Genomic DNA, 19,500 nt, shown 5'->3' with positions numbered 1-19,500 from the left:
CCCGCACGCGAGAGGTCGCGGCGGGGACCCGCTACTCCCCCAGCGCGTCGTTCAGCCGGGCGATCTTGCCGTCGATCTCGCCCGAGTAGCCGGGGCGGATGTCCGCCTTCAGGACGAGCGACACGCGCGTCCCGAACGCTCCGACGGCCTCCGTCGCGCGCTTGACGACGTCGAAGACCTCGTCCCACTCCCCCTCGATCTCGGTGAACATCGAGGTCGTCCGCGACGGCAGGCCGCTCTCGCGGACGATGCGGACGGCGGCGGCGACGGCGTCGTGGACGGACGCGTCGGGCGCCTCGCCCCCGGACGGTGCGACCGAGAATGCGACGAGCATGGGAGCCTCCTTGACTGCGCGCACCGCGTGCCGGCCCCGCGCCCTCCGAGCCTACGAGCCCTGGGGCGCCAGGCGGGTCTCGCCGGTCAGCGACGACGCGGAAGTCGTGGCGCCGGGTGCGACGACCCGCGCCGTCCCCATCCTCCACAGCTCGCGCAGCAGCCAGCCGAGCAGCACCACGAGGAGGATGTTCCGCACGGTCAGCACGAGCACCATCCACCAGTGCGACCAGAGGAGGAAGAGGTAGAGGTACGGGTAAACCACCTGGGTCAGAGCCGCAGTGACGAGGGTCAGCTTCGCGGGCCGGTCGAACGCGCCGTCGCGGCACGCGATCAGCCCGGCGATCACCGGCGGCGCGAGCCAGACGATGTACTGCGGCGAGAGCACCTTGTTGGTGTCGATGAACACGACCACGAAGGTCAGCGCGAGCAGCGGGAACAGCCTGGCGGGGTCCGCCCGGCGGGCGAGAGCACGGGCACCCAGCAGGGCCACGCCGAGCATGGCCAGAGCGAGCAGCGGGGTCATCAGGCTCGCCGCGAACTCGGTGCCGGGCCCGTGCATCTCGAAGGTGTTGATGTCGGCGGCGTAGTAGACGTAGCTCCCCGATCCCGGGAGGACCGACAGCCACATCCAGGGAGTGCTCACGACGGCCTCGATCTGGAGGCCCCGATCGGTCTGATCGGTGACGAAGCTGAAGACCTGGTCCCCGCCGCCGACGAGGACGACCGCGAGCACGATGATCACGGAGGCGACCGCGGGGACGAGGATCATCCGCAGCCGTCCGCGCAGGACCAGCACGGCAGCGGCGAGGATCGCGGCCGGCCACACCTTGATCCAGGTGGCCACGGTCAGCAGCAGCGCCGCGACGCCCGGACGGGTCGCCGCCCAGAGCATCCCGGCGATGGCCGGCGGCGCGGTGAAGGCGTCGATGCGGCCGATCGCGATCGGCCCGAGGAGGACGAGGAACAGCAGCCACCAGCGCGCCGCGGCGAGGCGAGGCGCCGACCGGCCGCGCAGCAGCAGGGCGAAGGCGGCGGCGTCGGCGAGCGCGACGAGGACGAGCCACATCAGGTCGTAGCCCGCCGAGCCGAAGAGCCAGGAGGCGGCGATCGGGCCCCAGGCGAGGATCGGGTAGACCCAGCCCGTGTCGATCCCGGCGATGCCGCCGCCCTCGACGGCGGTCCTCATCCACTCCTTGTAGACGATGCTGACGTCGCCCATCGGCAGACCCGGAGCGAACAGCGCCAGGAGGGAGAGCACCACGTGCACCAGCGCGAAGGCGCCCCAGAGCACGGCGACGGAGTCGCGGTTCTCGCGCAGCCGGGCGAGGGGGCGGGAGGACGCTCGAGGAGGGGAGGACGGCACCGCGTCATTGTAGAGGGGCCGCTGAACGGGACCCTGGCAGCACCTGAGCCCGCCTGGGAGCGCCGCTCCCGCCGGGCATCGGTCCCCCCGGCGGCGTCGGTCGCCGCCGGGCGTCAGCGGCCGGCGGGCGTCAGCAGCCCGCAGGCGTCAGCAGCCCGCAGGCGTCAGCAGCCCGCAGGCGTCACGACCCGATGAACTCAGTAGCCGGCGAACGCGTCGGTGCGGATCCGCTTCGCCCCGGCACCGCGCAGGGCGCCGCGGACCGAGTCGACGAACGACGGCGACCCGGAGACGTAGCCCACGCGGCGGCCGGCGTCCGGCACCGCGTCCGCGAGCAGCTCGGCGGTCAGTCGGCCTGTGACGTGCGACCACCGTGCGGGCAGATCGGTCGGCGCCTCCTTCGAGCAGAGCACGACCCGGGCCCCCGACTCCTGCAGCAGGTCGCGGTACGCGACCTCGGCGAGGCTCGGCGCGGCGACCACGACGACGACGTCGCGCCGCGGACCGTCCGCGAGCGAGCACAGCTGACTGGCGAACGGGGTGATCCCGATACCGCCCGCCACCAGCAGCAGCGGCACGGCGGGATCGGCCGGCAGGACGAAGTCACCGCCGACGCTCGTCGCCCGGAGCGAGTCGCCGGGCTCCAGCGCGGCGAGGGCGCGCTTGAAGCTGCTCGCCTTCTCCGGCATCCGCAGGGCGATCGCGATCTCGCCGTCGGACGGAGCGGACGAGACCGAGAAGGTGCGCCGGCTGCCCCGGCTGTCGGCGCGGTGCGGCAGGTCGAGCTCGAGCCATTGGCCCGGCTCGAAGGTCAGCGGCGAGCGGGAGCGGAAGCGGTACTCCGCGATGCCCGGCGCCAGCACGCGGGTCGAGGCGAGCTCGAGCCTGTGCCGCCGACGCTGGCGGAACGCGAAGGCGAACGCGAGGGCGTTGCCGACCACGAGGCCCAGCTCCGGAGTGGCGGAGACGACGCCGATGTGGAAGGGGACGCTCGCCACGAGCGCTGCGACGACCGCGACGATCAGCTGCTGCGAGCGGCGCGGCGCGAGCGTGAGCGGCTCCGTCAGCATGAAGGCGCCGGCGAAGACGAAGGGGTAGGCCGTGAGGACCAGTGCCGCCGCGGCGCCGAGGTCCTGGCCGTTCTGCACCGCCTGCTGCACGGACACCCCGCCGGCGACGACGACGAAGACGGCGAAGACGGCCCAGCGGCGGACCCGCGCGACGATCAGGAGGGAGCCCACGACGACGAACGGCCAGATCGCGCCACTGGCGATCCACCAGGCTCCGGCGTTGAGCCCGGTGAAGCCGATGATCAGCACGGCGACCGCGGCCGGGTTGAAGAGGTGGCGGCCCCGCCAGGCCAGGACGTACTTGGACGCGGCGGCGATCGCGCCGACGAGCGCGATCACGGCGAGCCCGCGGGGATCGGCCGTCGGGAAGAGCAGGCAGGCGATCAGCAGACCGGTGACGAGCGAGGACTCCAGGTGCGCGCGGCTGCGGAACAGCCGCGCGAGGACCGCGCTGACCAGGGCCGTCGAGGCGACGGCGACGAGCGTCGTGCCGAGGATCTCGAGCGGCGTCGAGAAGATCAGGCCGGCTGCGGCGTAGCCGACGGCGACGAGCAGGAGCGCGGCGAGCGTCATCCAGACCAGCCGGTAGGTGGTGACGCGGCCGAGGGCGCGGTCGAAGGTGCCGATCATCGGAAGACCTCTCCGGGGAAGGAAGGCGAGTAGTGGAGGGTGCCGTCGCTGCGGACGCGGACGAACTCGAAGTCGAAGCGCTCGGCGAGGGCCTCGGGCGGACAGACGAACAGCGCGGTCGCGAGCCCGTCGGCGACGAGGGCCGTGTCGGCCACCGCCCAGGCGGCGACGATGCTCTCGACCGGAGCTCCGGTCCGCCCGTCGAGGACGTGGTGGAGGCCGCTGCCCCAGGCGCGGCGATTGCTCGCCGAGCCGCAGAGCGCGCGGTCGCCGGGCACCGCCACTCCCAGTGCGCTGCTCGGGTCCCACGGGTGCTCGAGGCCGACCCGGACGGGTCCGGCTCCGATGCCCCGGAGGTCGCCGCTCGCGTCGACGACGGCGGGCCCGACTCCGTCGAGCTCCTCGAGGACGAGGTCGACGAGCTGGCCCTTGCCCGCGGCGCCGACGTCGACGACGGTCCCGGGCTCGACCCGCAGTCCCGCCGCCCCGCGTCGGGCGGCGGCCCAGGAGGGAGCGGGGACGGCGGGTCCGCGCGGGACGAGGGTGTACGTGGAGTCGTAGCCGAGCTGCTCGAGAGAGCCGCCGACGAAGGGGGTGACCGCCCCGCCGGTCAGCTCGTCGAGCACGTCGTACAGTGCGAAGAGGTCGGCCGCCTCGTCGGGGAAGACGTGCTCGCCTCCGACCCGCAGCTGCGAGACGGCGGAGTCGTCACGGAACCGCGACCAGGTGCGGTCGTACTCCGCGATGCGCGCCTCGACCCGCGAGCGGTGGGAGGGCTCGAGCGGCTCGGCGGTGTCGATCTGCCAGCCGGTGCCGATCGCGTCGAACCGCCACGCGTGGCCGAGGACCGTCGGGGCGTCAGGCCGTGGCATCGGCCTTGATGGTCTCGACGGCGTCGTTGAAGCCGCCGGAGGTGAGGGAGGACCCCGACACCTTGGAGACCTTCAGCTCGTCGAGCTGCTTGCCGACGACCTCGCCCGCGATGCCACCCGCGAAGCGCGACTGGTACTGCTGGCCGGTGGGGTTCTCCGACTCCGGGGTCACGGTCACGTCGGTGACGACGCCGTCGGCGAGGGTCAGCGAGACGCCCACCTTCTCGTTCCCTCCGGGCGAGGTGTAGGCGCCCTCGGCCTCGTAGGTGCCGTCGGCGTAGCTGCTGCCGCTCGCGGCGGAGGACGCGGCGCCGGTCGCCTCGGGGGCGGAGCTGGTGGCGGTGCTCGGAGCGGTGGTGGTCGCCGCGTCGGCGGCGTCGCTCCCGGTCGTGGTGGTGCTGGAGCAGGCGGCGAGCGCGGCGAGGGTGCCGGCGCCGGCGAGGAGGGTCAGGGCGTAGCGGGCGGGAGTCGTGGTCTTCGCGGTCATGTCTGTTCTCCTGGTCAAGGCGGACGCGGCGGATCCGACGGTAGAGGTGCTCGCTTCGAGCACCCGATGAGGCGGCGGTGCGGAGCCGGTGAGCCGGGCCGCGGGCGTCGCTTCCTCCAGGACAACGGCGGCGGTCCCGGTTCGGTTCAGCGCTCGTCCAACGGGCGTGTCAGCGCAGGAGTGCGGCGACCACTCCGGGCAGGTGCTCCGCGATGTCGAGCGCGGCGATCGGGCCGCCGGCGGAGGCGCTCCGTCCGGCCTCCGCGTGCAGGACGGCGGCCGCGGCGGCCACGGGGGCGAGGTCCTCCGCGGTCAGAGTCGCCCCGGCCGCCTCGGCGTCCGCGGCCCGACCGGCGAGGAGTGCGCCGAGCACGCCGCCGAGGACGTCGCCGCTGCCCGCGGTCGCCAGCCAGGGCGTGGATCCGGAGACCTCGAGCTCGACGCCGCCCGCGACGACGTGGGTGGTGCCGCCCTTGAGGAGCACGCAGACTCCGAGGCCGTCCGCCGCCCGGCGCGCCCACTCCCCCGGGGCCTCGGCGATCGTCGCGGCGTCCGCGTCCAGACCCGCTCGGCCGAGCACTCCGGCGAGCTCGCGGTAGTGCGGCGTGATGACGACCGGGCCTGCGGCCTCGTCGATCAGGTCGAGCGCGCCCGCGTCGAGCACCACCGGGACTCCCGAGTGCAGCTGCTCGATCAGGGTGCGCCGCTCCTCGTCGCTGCGGTCCTCGGCGCTGGTGCCGGAGCCGACGAGCCAGGCCTGCACGCGCCCCACCGCGGTCACGACCTCCGGCCGCCGGGCGAGCACCAGTCCCGCGGGCCGCTCCGGTCCGAGGTACCGGACCATGCCGACTCCCGTCCGCACCGCCGCCTCGACGCCGAGCACCGCCGCTCCCGGGTACCGCTCCGACCCGGTCGCGATCCCCAGCACCCCGCGCGTGTACTTGTCGTCGTCCTCCCGAGGCACCCTGATGCTCCGCGCCGCCTCCGCCGTCCCGACCCGCTCACCCATCCCGCCACCCTACGTCGCCCTGCGACGGATCCGCCCGGTGCCGCCGCTGCCGCACTGGTGCCGGCGTAGCGCACTGGTGCCGGCGCAGCGCACTGGTGCCGGCGCAGCGCACTGGTGCCGGCGCAGCCGCACCCCTCTCCCCTTGCTCCAGAGGGGCGCGGGTGCTGGAGGGGGCAGTCGCAAGGCGGAGGAGGAAGCGATACCGGCGGTATCGCGCCCGACGACAACGCCGCCTCCAGCACCCGCGGACGCGGGCCGCGGAGGGGTCGGATGCAAGGCGGAGGAGGAAGCGATACCGGCGGTATCGCGCCCGACGACAACGCCGCAGACGGCCCCTCCGCGGCCCGCGCCTAGCGGCGGGTGGCGTCGTCGACTTCGCCGACGAGCTCCTCGATGATGTCCTCGAGGAACAGCACTCCGGTGGCGCGGCCCTGCTCGTCGAACGCGCGGGCGAGGTGGGCGCCGGTGCGCCGCATGATCGCGAGGGCGTCCTCGAGGTCGGTGGCCTCGAAGATCGAGGCGAGCTGGCGGATGCGCTTGGCGGGGACGGGGAGGCGGAACTTGGCGCCCTCCGTGTCGCCGTCGAGGTCGAGGACGTCCTTGAGGTGGATGTAGCCCTCGGGGGTGCCGTCCTCGCCGAGGATCACGTAGCGCGAGAAGCCGTGCTTGGCGACGGCGCGCTCGACGTCGGCGGGGGTCGCTCCGCTGGGGAGGCTGACGATCCCGTCGAGGGGCAGGGCGACGTCGTGGACCTTCTTCTCGGTGAACTCGAACGCGGCGAGGAGGGTCCCGGTCGAGTCGCGGAGCGTGCCCTCGCGGGTGGACTGGTCGACGATCGTCTGCACCTCCTCGAGCGTGAAGGTGCTGTTCGCCTCGTCCTTGGGCTCCACCTTGAAGAGGCGGAGCACTCCGTTCGAGACCGCGTTGAGGGCGACGATGATCGGGCGGAGGACCCGGGCGATGGCGACGAGCGGCGGCGCCAGGAGGAGCACGGCGCGGTCGGGCATCGAGAACGAGATGTTCTTGGGGACCATCTCGCCGAGCACCACGTGCAGGAACGACACGATCAGCAGCGTGATGACGAAGGCGACGGTGCCGGAGAGCTCGTCGGGGATGCCGACGGCGTGCAGCGGCACCTCGAGCAGGTGGTGGATCGCCGGCTCGCTCACGTTGAGGATCAGCAGCGAGCAGACGGTGATGCCCAGCTGCGTGGTCGCTAGCATCAGTGTGGCGTGCTCCATCGCGGCGAGCGCGGTGATCGCGCTGCGGCGTCCGCTCTCCGCGAGGGGCTCGATCTGGGAGCGGCGCGCGGAGATGACCGCGAACTCCGCTCCGACGAAGAAGGCGTTCGCGGCGAGGAGCACCACGAGCCAGGCGATTCCGGCCCAGTCACTCATCGTCGGACTCCTTCCGTCCGCGGTGTCCGCGGGCGACGTCGGCGAGCGGATCGGGGATCCCGTCCGGATCCGCGTCGGGGTCGGGCGTGAAGCGGAGGCGGTCGATGCGGCGGCCGTCCAGGCGCTCGACGCGCAGCGAGCCGCCCTCGACGTCGACCCGGTCGCCGACGGCGGGGAGGCGGCCGAGCTCGCTCATCACGAATCCGGCGACCGTCTCGTAGGGCCCCTCCTCGGGGATGTGCACGCCGGCGCGGTCGAGGACCTCGTCGGGGCGGAGCATGCCGGGGAAGGTGGTGGAGCCGGGGAGCTTGACCACGTCGGCCCGGGAGCGGTCGTGCTCGTCGGCGACCTCGCCGACCAGCTCCTCGACCAGGTCCTCGAGCGTGGCGACGCCCGCCGTGCCGCCGTACTCGTCGACGACGACCGCGAGCTGGAAGCCGCGTCCGCGCAGCTCGGTGAGCAGCACGTCGAGCTTCATGGTCTCGGGGACGCGGAGCGGCTCGGAGCGCAGCGCCGTGACCGGGACGTCGGACCTCTTGCCGCGGGGCACGGCGACGGCCTGCTTGACGTGCACGACTCCGACGATGTCGTCGATGTCGTCGTCCGTGATCGGGAAGCGCGAGAACCCGGTGGTTCGGGCGAGGTCGAGCACGTCCTGCGCGGTGCTCGCGCGCTCGACCGTCGACAGGCGCAGGCGCGGCGTCATCACGTCGCCCGCGGTGAGGGCGGAGAAGCGGAGGGTGCGCCCGAGCAGGTCGGCCGTGTCCTCCTCGAGCAGTCCGGCGCTGGCGGAGTGGCGCACGAGGCTCGAGAGCTCCTCGGCGCTGCGGGCGCCCGAGAGCTCCTCCTTCGGCTCGATGCCGACCAGGCGCAGCAGGGCGTTCGCACTGCCGTTCAGCAGGGCGACGGCCGGGCGGAACACCGTCGTGAACGCGGTCTGCAGCGGCACGACGAGCTTCGCGGTCGCCCGCGGCAGAGCGAGGGCGAAGTTCTTGGGGACCAGCTCGCCGAGGATCATCGACAGCAGGGTCGCGATGACGATGGCGACCACCGTCATGACCGGCGCGAGCGCCTCCTCCGGGATGCCGAATCCGCTGAACGGCTCCTGGAGCAGCGTCGAGAGGGCGGGCTCCATCGTGTAGCCGGTGAGCAGCGTCGTGAGGGTGATGCCCAGCTGCGCGCTCGAGAGGTGCGTGGAGGTGACGCGCAGGGCCGCGATGGTCATGCCCAGGCGCGTCTCGCCGCGGTCGCGACGGGCTTCGAGATCGGCCCGGTCGAGGTTCACCAGCGCGAACTCGCTGGCGACGAAGACGCCGGTGCCCAGGGTCAGCAGCAGGCCGACGCCGAGGAGGAGCCACTCAGTTCCCACGGTGGTCGCCCCCGGTCACGAGAGGGAGGTGCGAGGAGGGCCGGACGGGGCGGGCCGGCGGAGCGGCGGACCGTGAGCGGCGAGCGGGAGTCCGAGGAGCACTGCAGTGAGCGGAACAGGCCGGATGCGCAGAGGGAGGGTCGTCCATTGTGGCGCCGAGTCTACCCGCCGCGGAGCGCCGCCGGGCGTGCTCCGATGCCGCGGCTCAGAGCCACTTCTTCCGCTTGAACACCGCGTAGAGCGCGAAGCCGAACAGCACCATCAGGCCCAGCGCCCAGGGGTAGCCGAGGCGCCAGTGCAGCTCCGGCATGTCGTCGAAGTTCATCCCGTAGATGCCGGCCACGAGCGTCGGGGCGAAGAGGATCGCCGCCCACGAGGAGATCTTGCGGACCACGTCGTTCTGGGCGAGCCCGGTCTCGGTCTGCCGGCGCGAGACGAGCGTCGAGTGCACCGTGAGCGCCTTGTCGAGGATCGCGCGCAGGGAGTCGACCGCCTCCGTCACGCGGATGGTGTGGTCGAGCACGTCGCGGAGGGAGCGGCGCAGCTCGATCCGCTCCGGCGAGGGCGAGGGCTCCCCCTCCACGGGCGCCGACTCCTGCAACAGCTCGTGCAGCAGGGCGGTCAGCGGCTGCACCGAGCGCTGGAAGTGGATGACCTCGCGCGAGAGCCGGTAGATGCGCTCGGAGAGCCCGTCGTCCGAGTCGTCGCCGAAGAGCTGGTCCTCGATCTCGTCCACATCGCCCTGGACGCCGAACACCACCGGCGCGTACTCGTCGACGACCTGGTCGAGGATCGCGTAGAGCACCGCTTCGGGCCCGCGGGCGAGGAGGGCCGGATCCTCCTCCAGGCGGCGGCGCACGCGGGCGAGGTCCGGGGAATCGGCGTGCCGGATGGTGACCACGAAGTCGGGGCCGACGAAGACGTGCAGCTCGCCGAAGACGACCGTCTCGGCGGCGTCCGCGTAGCGCGCCGGCCGCAGCACGACGAAGAGCCCGTCGTCGTAGCGCTCGAGCTTGGCCCGCTGGTGCCCGCTCAGCGCGTCCTCGACGGCGAGCGGGTGCAGCCCGAACTCCTCGGCGACCGCCTCGACCTCCTCGCGCGTCGGGCGGTAGAGGCCGATCCAGGCCATGCCGTGCTCGTCGCGCATCAGCTCGAAGGTGTCCTCGAGCGAGTCGGGGTTCCGGATGCGGCGGCCGTCGACGTACACGGCGTTGTCGACGATGGTCATGGGCTCGGTTCTAGCACGCGGCGCCCGCTCACCAGCTGACCGGCAGCGCCTTGCCCTCCTCGTAGCCCGCGGCCGACTGCAGGCCCACGTGCGCCCGCTCGTGGAAGTCGGCCACGCTCCGGGCTCCGGCGTAGGTGAAGGACGAGCGGACCCCCGACGTGATCATGTCGAGCAGGTCCTCGACCGAGGGCCGCAGCGGATCGAGGTAGATGGTGGAGGAGGAGATGCCCTCGGCGAAGAGGCGCTTGCGGGCGAGCTCGTACGCGTCGAGGCGGTCGAAGCGCTCCTGCACCGCCTTGGCCGAGGCCATGCCCCAGCTCTCCTTGTAGACCCGGCCGGCCGCGTCGCTGCGCAGCTCCCCCGGAGCCTCGATCGTGCCGGCGAACCAGGAGCCGATCATCACGGAGGCGGCGCCCGCGGCCAGCGCGAGGGCGACGTCGCGCGGGTAGCGCACCCCGCCGTCCGCCCAGACGTGGGCGCCCAGCTCGTGCGCGCGCTCGGCCGTCTCGAGGACGGCCGAGAACTGCGGGCGGCCGACCGCGGTCATCATCCGGGTGGTGCACATCGCGCCGGGGCCGACGCCGATCTTGAGGATGTCCGCTCCCGCGTCGACGAGGTCGTGCACCGCGTCGGCCGTGACGACGTTGCCCGCCGCGATAGGCACTCCGAGATCGAGCGCGGAGACCGTCCGGAGCGCCCGGAGCATCCCCTCCTGGTGGCCGTGCGCGGTGTCGAGGACGAGGACGTCGACGCCCGCGGAGACGAGCGCGCGCGCCTTCGCCTCGACGTCGCCGTTGATGCCGATCGCCGCCGCGACGCGCAGACGCCCGTCCGCATCGAGCGCCGGGTCGTAGACGGTGGAGCGGAGGGCGCCGGTGCGCGACAGCGTGCCGACCAGGGCGCCGTGGTGCAGCACCGGGGCGAAGTCGAGGTCGGCGGCCACCATGAGGTCGAAGGCGGCCCGCGCGGTGGGCACGTCGTCGGCGTCGATCGAGGGCGTGGCGGAGTGGACCAGGTCGCCCAGGCGCGCGTCCGCCAGCGCGGTCGCCAGGCGCGAGGCCGGGACGCAGCCGAGGATCGCGCCGTCCTCCTCCTGCACCACGAAGCCGTGGCCGGCGACGGCCGGCAGGATGCGCAGCGCCTCCTCCACGGTCGTCGCCGGCGAGGCGGTGAGGGCGCCGGAGAAGGCGACCGGCTGGCGCTTCACCCAGCGGATCGCGGCGTCCAGCGCCTGCAGGGGCATGTCCTGCGGGAGGACGCCGAGCCCGCCCCGGCGCGCGAGCGTCGCTGCGAGGCGCTGACCGGTGACCGAGTTCATGTTGGAGGAGACGACGGGGATCGTCGCCCCGGTGCCGTCGCCCGGGGCGAGCGAGACGTCGAGGCGGCTCGTCACCGACGAGCGGCCGGGGACGAGGAAGACGTCCGAGTAGGTGAGGTCGCCTGAGGGTGTTCCGCCGGAGAAACGCATGGGGGAAACGCTACTCCGGCGCGGCCCCGGGTCGGCCGTGCAGGGAACGGGGCTAGGCTGGGCGACCGGGACGGGACCAGGCGACGGCACCGGTTCCCGCTGGTGCGAGGACGACCTCCTCCGCCGCGGTGGCAGGCGCCGAGGGATGCGACGGGCCCGTCCGGATGATCGAGGACGAATCAACGGAGAGAGTGGGCGATCGGCTGTGTCGAGCCAGTTGACCGGAGCAGGAACAGAGCAGGGCGCGGAGGACTTCGGAGCCAACGAGTGGCTCGTGGAGGAGCTGTACGAGCAGTACAGCGCCGACCGCGCCTCGGTGGACGAGTCCTGGTGGCCCATCCTGGAGCGCTACGGCGCCCAGCTCGCGAACTCCGGCAAGGACGCTCCGGCTCCGGCTCCCGCCGCGGCCCCCGCGCCCGCCGCCTCGAAGCCCGCCGCTGCCGCCGAGCGCGTCTCGTCGAGCGGCGGAGGCGCCGTGACCCATCCCGCCGCGGCCTCCTCCACCGAGTCGACCCCCGCCTCCCGCACCACGTCGAAGCAGCCGAAGGCGCAGCCGATCCCGGCCGACGCTCCGGTGAGCAAGCCCTCCGCCGAGGACTCGACGCCGGACGAGGACGTCGTCACCCCGCTCCGCGGCATGGCGAAGAGCCTCGCGACCAACATGGACGCCAGCCTCAGCATCCCCACCGCGACGAGCGTCCGCACGATCCCGGCGAAGCTGATGATCGACAACCGCATCGTCATCAACAACCACCTGCGCCGCACCCGCGGCGGCAAGGTCTCGTTCACGCACCTGATCGGCTGGGCGCTCATCCGCGCGCTCAAGGACTTCCCGAGCCAGAACGTGTTCTACGACGAGGTCGACGGCAAGCCCGCGGTCGTCGCCCCGGCGCACGTCAACCTCGGCATCGCGATCGACATGCCGAAGCCCGACGGCACGCGCGCCCTGCTCGTGCCGAGCATCAAGCGCGCCGACACGCTGAGCTTCACCGCCTACCTCTCGGCCTACGAGGACCTGGTCAAGCGCGCGCGCGGCAACAAGCTCGTCGCCGGCGACTTCGCGGGCACCACGCTCTCGCTGACGAACCCCGGCGGCATCGGCACGGTCCACTCCGTCCCCCGCCTGATGAAGGGCCAGGGGTGCATCATCGGCGCCGGCGCCCTCGAGTACCCGGCGGAGTTCCAGGGCGCGTCCGAGAAGACGCTGGTCGAGCTGGGCATCGGCAAGACCATCACCCTGACCTCGACCTACGACCACCGCGTCATCCAGGGTGCCGGCTCGGGCGAGTTCCTCAAGATCGTGCACGAGCTCCTGCTCGGCGGCCGCGGGTTCTACGAGGACATCTTCGCCGCGCTGCGCATCCCCTACGACCCGATCCACTGGTCCACGGACATCGCCGTCGACCTCGCCGAGCGCGTCTCCAAGACCGCCCGCGTGCAGGAGCTCATCAACTCGTTCCGCGTCCGCGGGCATCTGATGGCCGACGTCGACCCGCTGGAGTACGTGCAGCGCTCGCACCCCGACCTCGCCATCGAGAGCCACGGCCTCACCTTCTGGGACCTCGATCGCGAGTTCGTCACGGACGGCTTCGGCGGCAAGCGCCAGCTCAAGCTGCGCGACATCCTCGGGATCCTCCGAGACTCGTACTGCCGCACCGTCGGCGTCGAGTACATGCACATCCAGGACCCGGAGCAGCGCGCCTGGATGCAGCAGAAGCTCGAGCGCGGCTACGAGAAGCCGGGCCACGACGAGCAGCTGCGCATCCTGGGCAAGCTCAACGAGGCCGAGGCCTTCGAGACCTTCCTGCAGACCAAGTACGTGGGCCAGAAGCGCTTCTCGCTCGAGGGCGGGGAGTCGCTCATCGCGCTGCTCGACGCCGTCCTGCAGGGCGCGGCCGACGAGCACCTCGACGAGGTGGCGATCGGCATGGCCCACCGCGGCCGCCTGAACGTGCTGACCAACATCGCCGGCAAGACCTACGGCCAGATCTTCCGCGAGTTCGAGGGCACCCAGGACCCGCGCACGGTCCAGGGCTCCGGTGACGTGAAGTACCACCTCGGCACCGAGGGCACCTTCCGCGGCGCGGCGGGCGAGGAGATCCCGGTCTACCTGGCGGCGAACCCCTCGCACCTCGAGGCCGTGAACGGCGTGCTCGAGGGCATCGTCCGCGCCAAGCAGGACCGCAAGCCCATCGGCACCTTCACCACGCTGCCGATCCTCGTGCACGGCGACGCCGCGATGGCGGGCCAGGGCGTGGTGGTCGAGACCCTGCAGATGTCGCAGCTGCGCGCGTACCGCACTGGCGGCACGATCCACATCAACATCAACAACCAGGTCGGGTTCACGACTCCCCCTCACGAGGCCCGCACCTCGATCTACTCGACCGACGGCGCGAAGACGATCCAGGCGCCGATCTTCCACGTGAACGGCGACGACCCCGAGGCGGTCGTCCATGTCGGGCAGCTCGCGTTCGAGTACCGCCAGCGGTTCCACCGCGACGTGGTCATCGACCTGATCTGCTACCGCCGGCGCGGGCACAACGAGGGCGACGACCCCTCGATGACCCAGCCGCTGATGTACAGCCTGATCGAGGCCAAGCGCTCGGTCCGCAAGCTGTACACCGAGGCGCTCGTCGGCCGCGGCGACATCACCGAGGAGGAGTACGACCGCGCCCACCAGGACTTCCAGGACCGCCTGGAGCGCGCGTTCGCCGAGACCCACGCCGCGCAGACCGGCGCGATCCCCGTGATCACCGCCGACGGCGACTCCGTGGCCGACCTCGAGCTGCCCGACGCGCAGCAGGGCGAGGACTACCCGGGCGAGCCCGAGGTGACCGGCGTGAAGACCGAGGTCGTCACCCGCATCGGCGACGCGTTCACGACGCCGCCCGAGGGCTTCACCGTGCACCCCAAGCTCCAGCAGCTGCTGGCGAAGCGCCAGGAGATGAGCCGCTCCGGCTCCATCGACTGGGCCTTCGGCGAGCTGCTCGCGCTCGGCTCGCTGCTGCTCGAGGACACCCCGGTGCGCCTCGTCGGCCAGGACACGCGCCGCGGGACCTTCGTCCAGCGCCACGCTGTCCTCCACGACCGCGAGAACGGCCAGGAGTGGCTGCCGCTGATGAACCTGTCCGAGCAGCAGGCCCGGCTCTGGATCTACGACTCCCTGCTCTCGGAGTACGCGGCGATGGCGTTCGAGTACGGCTACTCGGTGGAGCGGCCCGACTCGCTCGTGCTGTGGGAGGCGCAGTTCGGCGACTTCGCGAACGGCGCCCAGATCGTGATCGACGAGTTCATCTCCTCCGCCGAGCAGAAGTGGGGGCAGCGCTCGTCGCTCGTGCTCCTGCTCCCGCACGGCTACGAGGGCCAGGGCCCCGACCACTCGTCGGCCCGGATCGAGCGCTACCTGCAGATGTGCGCGGAGCGGAACATGACTGTCGCGCGCCCGTCGACGCCGGCGTCCTACTTCCACCTGCTGCGCCGCCAGGCCTACTCCCGGCCCCGCCGACCGCTGATCGTCTTCACCCCGAAGGCGATGCTGCGTCTACGCGGAGCCTCGAGCCCGGTCGAGGACTTCACCTCGGGCCGCTTCCAGCCGGTGATCGACGACGCGCGGATCCAGGACGCCTCGGCCGTGAAGCGCGTCCTGCTCCACGCCGGCAAGGTCCACTACGACCTCAAGGCGGAGCTCGAGAAGAAGCCCGACGACGGCATCGCGCTGGTCCGGGTCGAGCAGTACTACCCGGCGCCGATCGAGGAGCTGCGCGGCATCGCCGAGCGCTACCCGGACGCGGAGCTCGTCTGGGTGCAGGACGAGCCCGAGAACCAGGGCGCCTGGCCGTTCATGGCCCTCGAGGTCGCTCCGAAGCTGGGCCGGTCCATGCGCGTGGTCTCGCGGCCGTCCGCGGCCTCCCCCGCGGCCGGCTCGGCCAAGCGGCACGCCTCCGAGCAGGCCGACCTGCTGTCGCGGGCGCTCACCCGCTGACCCGCGGTCCGCACGACGCGGTCGGGCCCGTCGGAACCTCGTGTTCCGGCGGGCCCGTCGCGTTGCGGGCGGACCGTGCCTGACCGCAGGCCCGCAGAGACCGGCAGGAGCGCGCGCGACGTGCGGGTGCCGCGGCGCCCGGAGGCCGCCGGACACGACGGAGCCCCGGCCCCTCGAGGGCCCGCGGTGCGCGGGAGGTCTCGAACGGCCGGGGCTCCCCGGGTCGTGCGGCGCCTAGAGGCGGGCGGACGCCTGCGAGTGCGCGGCGTGCTCGTCGCGGAGCATGCCGAGCACCTGGGCGCGGAGGTCCTCCGGCGCCGTCTCCTTGCACGCCCGCTGCACGGCGACCGTCAGCACCACGCCGACCTTCGCCTCATCGGCGCAGTCGACGCATCCCGCCATGTGCTCGCGGATGTCGGCGGCGTCCTCCTTGCACAGCTCGTTGTGGAGGTACTCCTCGAGCTCGGCCTTCGCCTTCGTGCAGCCGCTGTCGGTCATTTCGTGCTCCCGGAAGTGAATGCGGCGCGGAATCCGCGCTCGCGTGCGTAGTCGGTGAGTCGTTCGCGCAGCATGCGCCGGCCGCGGTGCAGCCGGCTCATGACGGTCCCGACGGGGGTCTTCATGATGTCCGCGATCTCCTGGTAGGAGAAGCCTTCGACATCGGCGAAGTAGACGGCGAGCCGGAAGTCCTCCGGGATCGCCTGGAGCGCCTCCTTCACCGCGGTGTCGGGGAGGTGGTCGATCGCCTCCGCCTCGGCCGAGCGGCTGGAGGTGGCCGTGGTCGACTCGGCGCCGCCCAGCTGCCAGTCCTCGAGCTCGTCGATCGCGCTCTGGTAGGGCTCGCGCTGCTTCTTGCGGTACGAGTTGATGAACGTGTTCGTGAGGATGCGGTAGAGCCAGGCCTTCAGGTTGGTGCCCTGCTCGAACTGGCGGAACGCGCCGAACGCCTTCGCGAACGTCTCCTGCACGAGGTCCTGCGCGTCGGAGGGATTCTTCGTCATCCGCAGACCGGCCGCGTAGAGCTGGTCGATGAAGGGCAGCGCCTGCTGCTCGAAGAGGGAGCGGAGATCGACGGGAGCCTCGACCGGGGCGTCGTCCAGCGACTCCTCGACGGTCTCCACGATCGTCTGCTCCGCGTCGGCGGGCTCGGGAGCCTCGTCGGCGGGGGTGGTGCGGGGTTCGTCGTCGCGAGTCATCACGAGCGATTCTAGAGCGGCGGCGCGGCGGACGACCGGGGTTGCGGCACGAGGGCGCCTCCGGGCGACGGGCCTGCTGCTCCGGAGGACCGGGGGTGCTGCCGTCATGCTCCGCCTCCGTCACGCTCCTGACGACGCCCTGCGCGCCGACTATCCTGACAACCGATGGTCTTCTCGCGTTATTCCGCCCCCGAGTTCGATCCGTACGGCGACGCCCGTGCGCTCCCCGGCGACGACGCCTGGCCCGCACCCCTCGCGGCCGGCGCTCTCGACGCCGAGGTCGGCCTGCCCGGCTCCAAGTCGCTGACCAACCGGGAGCTGGTGCTCGCCGCTCTGGCGGACGGACCCTCCACGCTGCGGGCGCCGCTGCACTCCCGCGACAGCGCCCTGATGATCGAGGCGCTGCGCTCGCTCGGCACCACGATCCGGGAGTCCGGCTCGACCGGCGGCTTCGGCGCCGACCTGGTCGTGGAGCCCGCGGAGGAGCTGCTCGGCTCGACGACGATCGACTGCGGGCTCGCGGGCACCGTGATGCGCTTCGTCCCGCCGCTGGCCGGCCTCGCGCTCGGCCCCACCACCTTCGACGGCGACGCGTACGCGGCGAAGCGGCCGATGGGGGCGACGATCGCCTCCCTCCGCGCGCTCGGCGTCGACGTCGCCGACGACGGCCGCGGCGCGCTCCCCTTCACCGTCCACGGCTCCGGGGCCGTCCGGGGCGGCGACGTCGTCGTCGACGCCTCGCGGTCGAGCCAGTTCGTCTCGGCGCTCCTGCTGGCCGGCGCCCGCTTCGAGGAGGGACTGCACCTGCGCCATGAGGGCAGCGCCGTCCCCTCCCGGCCTCACATCGACATGACCGTCGCCGCACTGGCGGCACGGGGCGTCGAGGTCGGCACGCCCGCCGACGGCGAGTGGACCGTCGCGCCGCAGCCCATCGCCGGCGCCGACGTGCTGATCGAGCCCGACCTCTCGAACGCCGCGCCGTTCCTCGCTGCGGCCCTCGTCACGGGCGGCCGCGTCCGGCTTCGCCACTGGCCGGCCGTCACCACGCAGGTCGGGGCGCACCTCGAGCGGATCCTGCCGCTGTTCGGCGCCCGCGTCGAGCGCGACGGCGAGGACCTCGTGGTCACGGGCGGCGACGAGATCCTGGGCGTGGACCTCGACCTGTCGGAGGGAGGCGAGCTCGCCCCCGCCCTCGCCGCCCTCGCCGCGCTGGCCTCCACTCCCAGCACCCTGACCGGGATCGGCCACATCCGTCACCACGAGACGGACCGCCTCGCCGCCCTCGCCGCCGAGATCACCGGCCTCGGCGGCCGGGTCACGGAGCTCGAGGACGGTCTGCGCATCGAGCCCGCCGAGCTCCACGGCGGCCGCTGGCGCACCTACTCGGACCACCGCATGGCCCACGCCGGCGCCCTGATCGGCCTCGTGGTCCCCGGCGTGGTGATCGAGGACGTCGCGACGACAGCGAAGACCCTCCCCCAGTTCCCGGAACTGTGGACGACCCTCGCCGGATCGGTCTGACCCGTGTCGTGGTGGACGGACAGCGGCCTCGACGCCGACGGTGCTCTCGACGACTTCGACGGGTACGACGAGTCGGACGCGCGGGTGCGCCCGAACCCGAAGGGCACGAAGCCCCGGACCAAGAACCGGCCCGCCTACGAGGACGCAGAGATCGCGATGGTGCTCGGCGTCGACCGGGGTCGCTACACGGTGATGATCGGCGACGGGACGCCCGAGGAGCACGAGTTCACGGCGGCCCGGGCCCGCGAGCTGCGGCGCCAGGCGATCGTGGCCGGCGACCGCGTCGACGTGGTCGGGGACTCCAGCGGCGACGAGGGGACGCTCGCCCGCATCGTCCGCATCCGCGAGCGGTCGACCCTCCTCCGCCGCAGCGCCGACGACACCGACGCGATCGAGCGCGTGATCGTCGCCAACGCCGACCAGATGCTCTGCGTGGTGGCCGCCGCCGACCCCGAGCCCCGGACCCGGCTGGTCGACCGCTACCTGGTCGCCGCCTTCGACGCCGGGATCACTCCGATGCTCTGCATCACCAAGACCGACCTCGCGGACCCGGCCCCGTTCCTCCGCAACTTCGAGGGGCTCGACCTCCGCGTGTTCCTCTCGAGCCAGGACGAGCCGCCGGTCGACGAGATCGCCGACGCCCTCCTCGGCCACGAGACCGTGGTCGTCGGGCACTCCGGAGTCGGCAAGTCCACCCTCGTGAACAAGCTCGTCCCGGACGCGCACCGGGCCATCGGGCGCGTGAACACCGTGACGGGCCGCGGTCGGCACACCTCGTCCTCCACCGTCTCGCTCCGCGTGGAGCGCGGCGACCGGCACGGCTGGGTCATCGACACCCCCGGCGTCCGCTCGTTCGGACTCGGCCACGTGAACACCGACAACATCCTCGGCGCGTTCACGACCCTCGCCGTGATCGCCCGGGACTGCCCGCGCGGCTGCACGCACCTGCCCGACTCCCCCGACTGCGCCATCATCGAGGCTGTCGAGGGCGGACTGCTGGGCGCCAGCGGACCGGAGCGCCTCGACTCGCTCCAGCGCCTCCTGACCACCTTCGCCACGACCGACGGAAGCAGACGATGACCGACCTCTCCCCCCTCCCCGCCGAGGCGCGCCTCGCCGTCGGCGACTCCGCTCCGGAGTTCACGCTGCCGAACCAGGACGGCGAGCCCGTCTCGCTCACGGAATACCGCGGACGGCGCGTCATCCTGTTCTTCTACCCCGAGGCCGACACCCCCGGCTGCACCACGGAGGCCTGCGACTTCCGCGACAACGCGGCGTCCCTCCGCGACTCCGGCTACGAGGTCCTCGGGATCTCGCGGGACGCCCCGGAGGCGCTGCGCCGCTGGGCCGACGCCCAGGGCATCGCGTACCCGCTGCTGAGCGACCCTGACATGACCGTGCACCGCGCGTACGCGGTGTGGGGCGAGAAGAGCCTCTACGGCAAGACCGTCGTCGGCGTGCTGCGCTCGACGTTCGTCGTCGGAGCCGAGGGAGCGCTCGAGTTCGCGCAGTACGGCGTCCGGGCGACCGGGCACGTGCAGGCGCTCCGCAAGAAGCTGAAGCTCGTCTGAC

Annotated in this window: 16 protein-coding genes; 4 read left to right on the top strand and 12 right to left on the bottom strand. The window is 72.7% G+C overall.

What is annotated here, in order from left to right:
• Window positions 1-31: 31 nt before the first annotated feature.
• From C5D09_RS01235 to C5D09_RS01190, 10 genes are all read right to left on the bottom strand, one after another.
• Window positions 32-334, bottom strand: a complete 303-nt coding sequence (locus tag C5D09_RS01235; protein ID WP_104224449.1) for a thiamine-binding protein — start codon at window positions 332-334, stop codon at window positions 32-34.
• A gap of 51 nt (window positions 335-385) precedes the next feature.
• Window positions 386-1,699 (bottom strand): glycosyltransferase 87 family protein, encoded by a 1,314-nt coding sequence (locus tag C5D09_RS01230; protein ID WP_104225503.1) that lies wholly within the window; start codon window positions 1,697-1,699, stop codon window positions 386-388.
• A gap of 197 nt (window positions 1,700-1,896) precedes the next feature.
• Window positions 1,897-3,399, bottom strand: a complete 1,503-nt coding sequence (locus C5D09_RS01225) for an oxidoreductase (RefSeq protein ID WP_104268431.1) — start codon at window positions 3,397-3,399, stop codon at window positions 1,897-1,899.
• Window positions 3,396-4,271: an FAD:protein FMN transferase gene (locus C5D09_RS01220; protein WP_104268430.1), complete on the bottom strand. Its 876-nt coding sequence runs from the start codon at window positions 4,269-4,271 to the stop codon at window positions 3,396-3,398. The genes C5D09_RS01225 and C5D09_RS01220 overlap by 4 nt, the downstream gene beginning before the upstream one ends.
• Window positions 4,258-4,758 carry an FMN-binding protein gene (locus C5D09_RS01215; protein WP_104224453.1) on the bottom strand — a complete coding sequence of 167 codons (501 nt, stop codon included), beginning with the start codon at window positions 4,756-4,758 and terminating at the stop codon, window positions 4,258-4,260. Before C5D09_RS01215 ends, C5D09_RS01220 begins: the two co-directional genes overlap by 14 nt.
• Before the next feature lie 169 nt (window positions 4,759-4,927).
• Window positions 4,928-5,767 (bottom strand): ADP/ATP-dependent (S)-NAD(P)H-hydrate dehydratase, encoded by an 840-nt coding sequence (locus C5D09_RS01210; RefSeq protein WP_104262452.1) that lies wholly within the window; start codon window positions 5,765-5,767, stop codon window positions 4,928-4,930.
• Between the two features lie 350 nt (window positions 5,768-6,117).
• Entirely contained in the window at window positions 6,118-7,164 is a 1,047-nt protein-coding gene (locus C5D09_RS01205; RefSeq protein WP_104224111.1) for a hemolysin family protein, read from the bottom strand.
• Window positions 7,157-8,533 carry a hemolysin family protein gene (locus C5D09_RS01200; RefSeq protein ID WP_104224112.1) on the bottom strand — a complete coding sequence of 459 codons (1,377 nt, stop codon included), beginning with the start codon at window positions 8,531-8,533 and terminating at the stop codon, window positions 7,157-7,159. Before C5D09_RS01200 ends, C5D09_RS01205 begins: the two co-directional genes overlap by 8 nt.
• A gap of 205 nt (window positions 8,534-8,738) precedes the next feature.
• Window positions 8,739-9,761 (bottom strand): magnesium/cobalt transporter CorA, encoded by a 1,023-nt coding sequence (gene corA, locus C5D09_RS01195; protein WP_104268429.1) that lies wholly within the window; start codon window positions 9,759-9,761, stop codon window positions 8,739-8,741.
• A gap of 28 nt (window positions 9,762-9,789) precedes the next feature.
• Window positions 9,790-11,229 (bottom strand): GuaB1 family IMP dehydrogenase-related protein, encoded by a 1,440-nt coding sequence (locus tag C5D09_RS01190; RefSeq protein ID WP_104268428.1) that lies wholly within the window; start codon window positions 11,227-11,229, stop codon window positions 9,790-9,792.
• Between the two features lie 205 nt (window positions 11,230-11,434).
• On the opposite strand from C5D09_RS01190, the gene C5D09_RS01185 reads away from it, so the two are divergent.
• A complete protein-coding gene (locus C5D09_RS01185; RefSeq protein WP_181134993.1) occupies window positions 11,435-15,211 on the top strand; it encodes a multifunctional oxoglutarate decarboxylase/oxoglutarate dehydrogenase thiamine pyrophosphate-binding subunit/dihydrolipoyllysine-residue succinyltransferase subunit in 3,777 nt (1,258 codons plus the stop codon).
• Window positions 15,212-15,445: 234 nt separating this feature from the next.
• On the opposite strand, the gene C5D09_RS01180 is transcribed toward C5D09_RS01185, so the two are convergent.
• Both C5D09_RS01180 and C5D09_RS01175 read right to left on the bottom strand, forming a co-directional pair.
• The gene (locus tag C5D09_RS01180) at window positions 15,446-15,709 is read right to left on the bottom strand and encodes a zf-HC2 domain-containing protein (protein ID WP_104260478.1); all 264 of its coding nucleotides are present in this window, start codon (window positions 15,707-15,709) and stop codon (window positions 15,446-15,448) included.
• Window positions 15,706-16,407 carry a sigma-70 family RNA polymerase sigma factor gene (locus C5D09_RS01175; protein WP_104224117.1) on the bottom strand — a complete coding sequence of 234 codons (702 nt, stop codon included), beginning with the start codon at window positions 16,405-16,407 and terminating at the stop codon, window positions 15,706-15,708. The genes C5D09_RS01180 and C5D09_RS01175 overlap by 4 nt, the downstream gene beginning before the upstream one ends.
• Window positions 16,408-16,572: 165 nt before the next feature.
• Here C5D09_RS01175 and aroA point away from each other — a divergent pair, with 165 nt between their 5' ends.
• The 3 genes from aroA to bcp are packed head-to-tail and all read left to right on the top strand — an operon-like array spanning window position 16,573 to window position 19,499.
• Entirely contained in the window at window positions 16,573-17,928 is a 1,356-nt protein-coding gene (gene aroA, locus C5D09_RS01170) for a 3-phosphoshikimate 1-carboxyvinyltransferase (protein ID WP_104225496.1), read from the top strand.
• Between the two features lie 3 nt (window positions 17,929-17,931).
• Complete coding sequence (gene rsgA, locus C5D09_RS01165; RefSeq protein ID WP_104224119.1) at window positions 17,932-19,008, top strand: ribosome small subunit-dependent GTPase A; 1,077 nt, start codon at window positions 17,932-17,934, stop codon at window positions 19,006-19,008.
• Complete coding sequence (gene bcp / locus C5D09_RS01160; protein ID WP_104225495.1) at window positions 19,005-19,499, top strand: thioredoxin-dependent thiol peroxidase; 495 nt, start codon at window positions 19,005-19,007, stop codon at window positions 19,497-19,499. Before rsgA ends, bcp begins: the two co-directional genes overlap by 4 nt.
• The last annotated feature ends 1 nt before the right edge of the window (window position 19,500 follow it).

Origin of the sequence: Rathayibacter sp. AY1C9 (assembly GCF_002932315.1) — a bacterium.
GTDB lineage: Bacteria > Actinomycetota > Actinomycetes > Actinomycetales > Microbacteriaceae > Rathayibacter.
The sequence above is the reverse complement of the archived record's forward strand: the minus strand, read 5'-3'. Positions and strand labels throughout refer to the sequence as shown.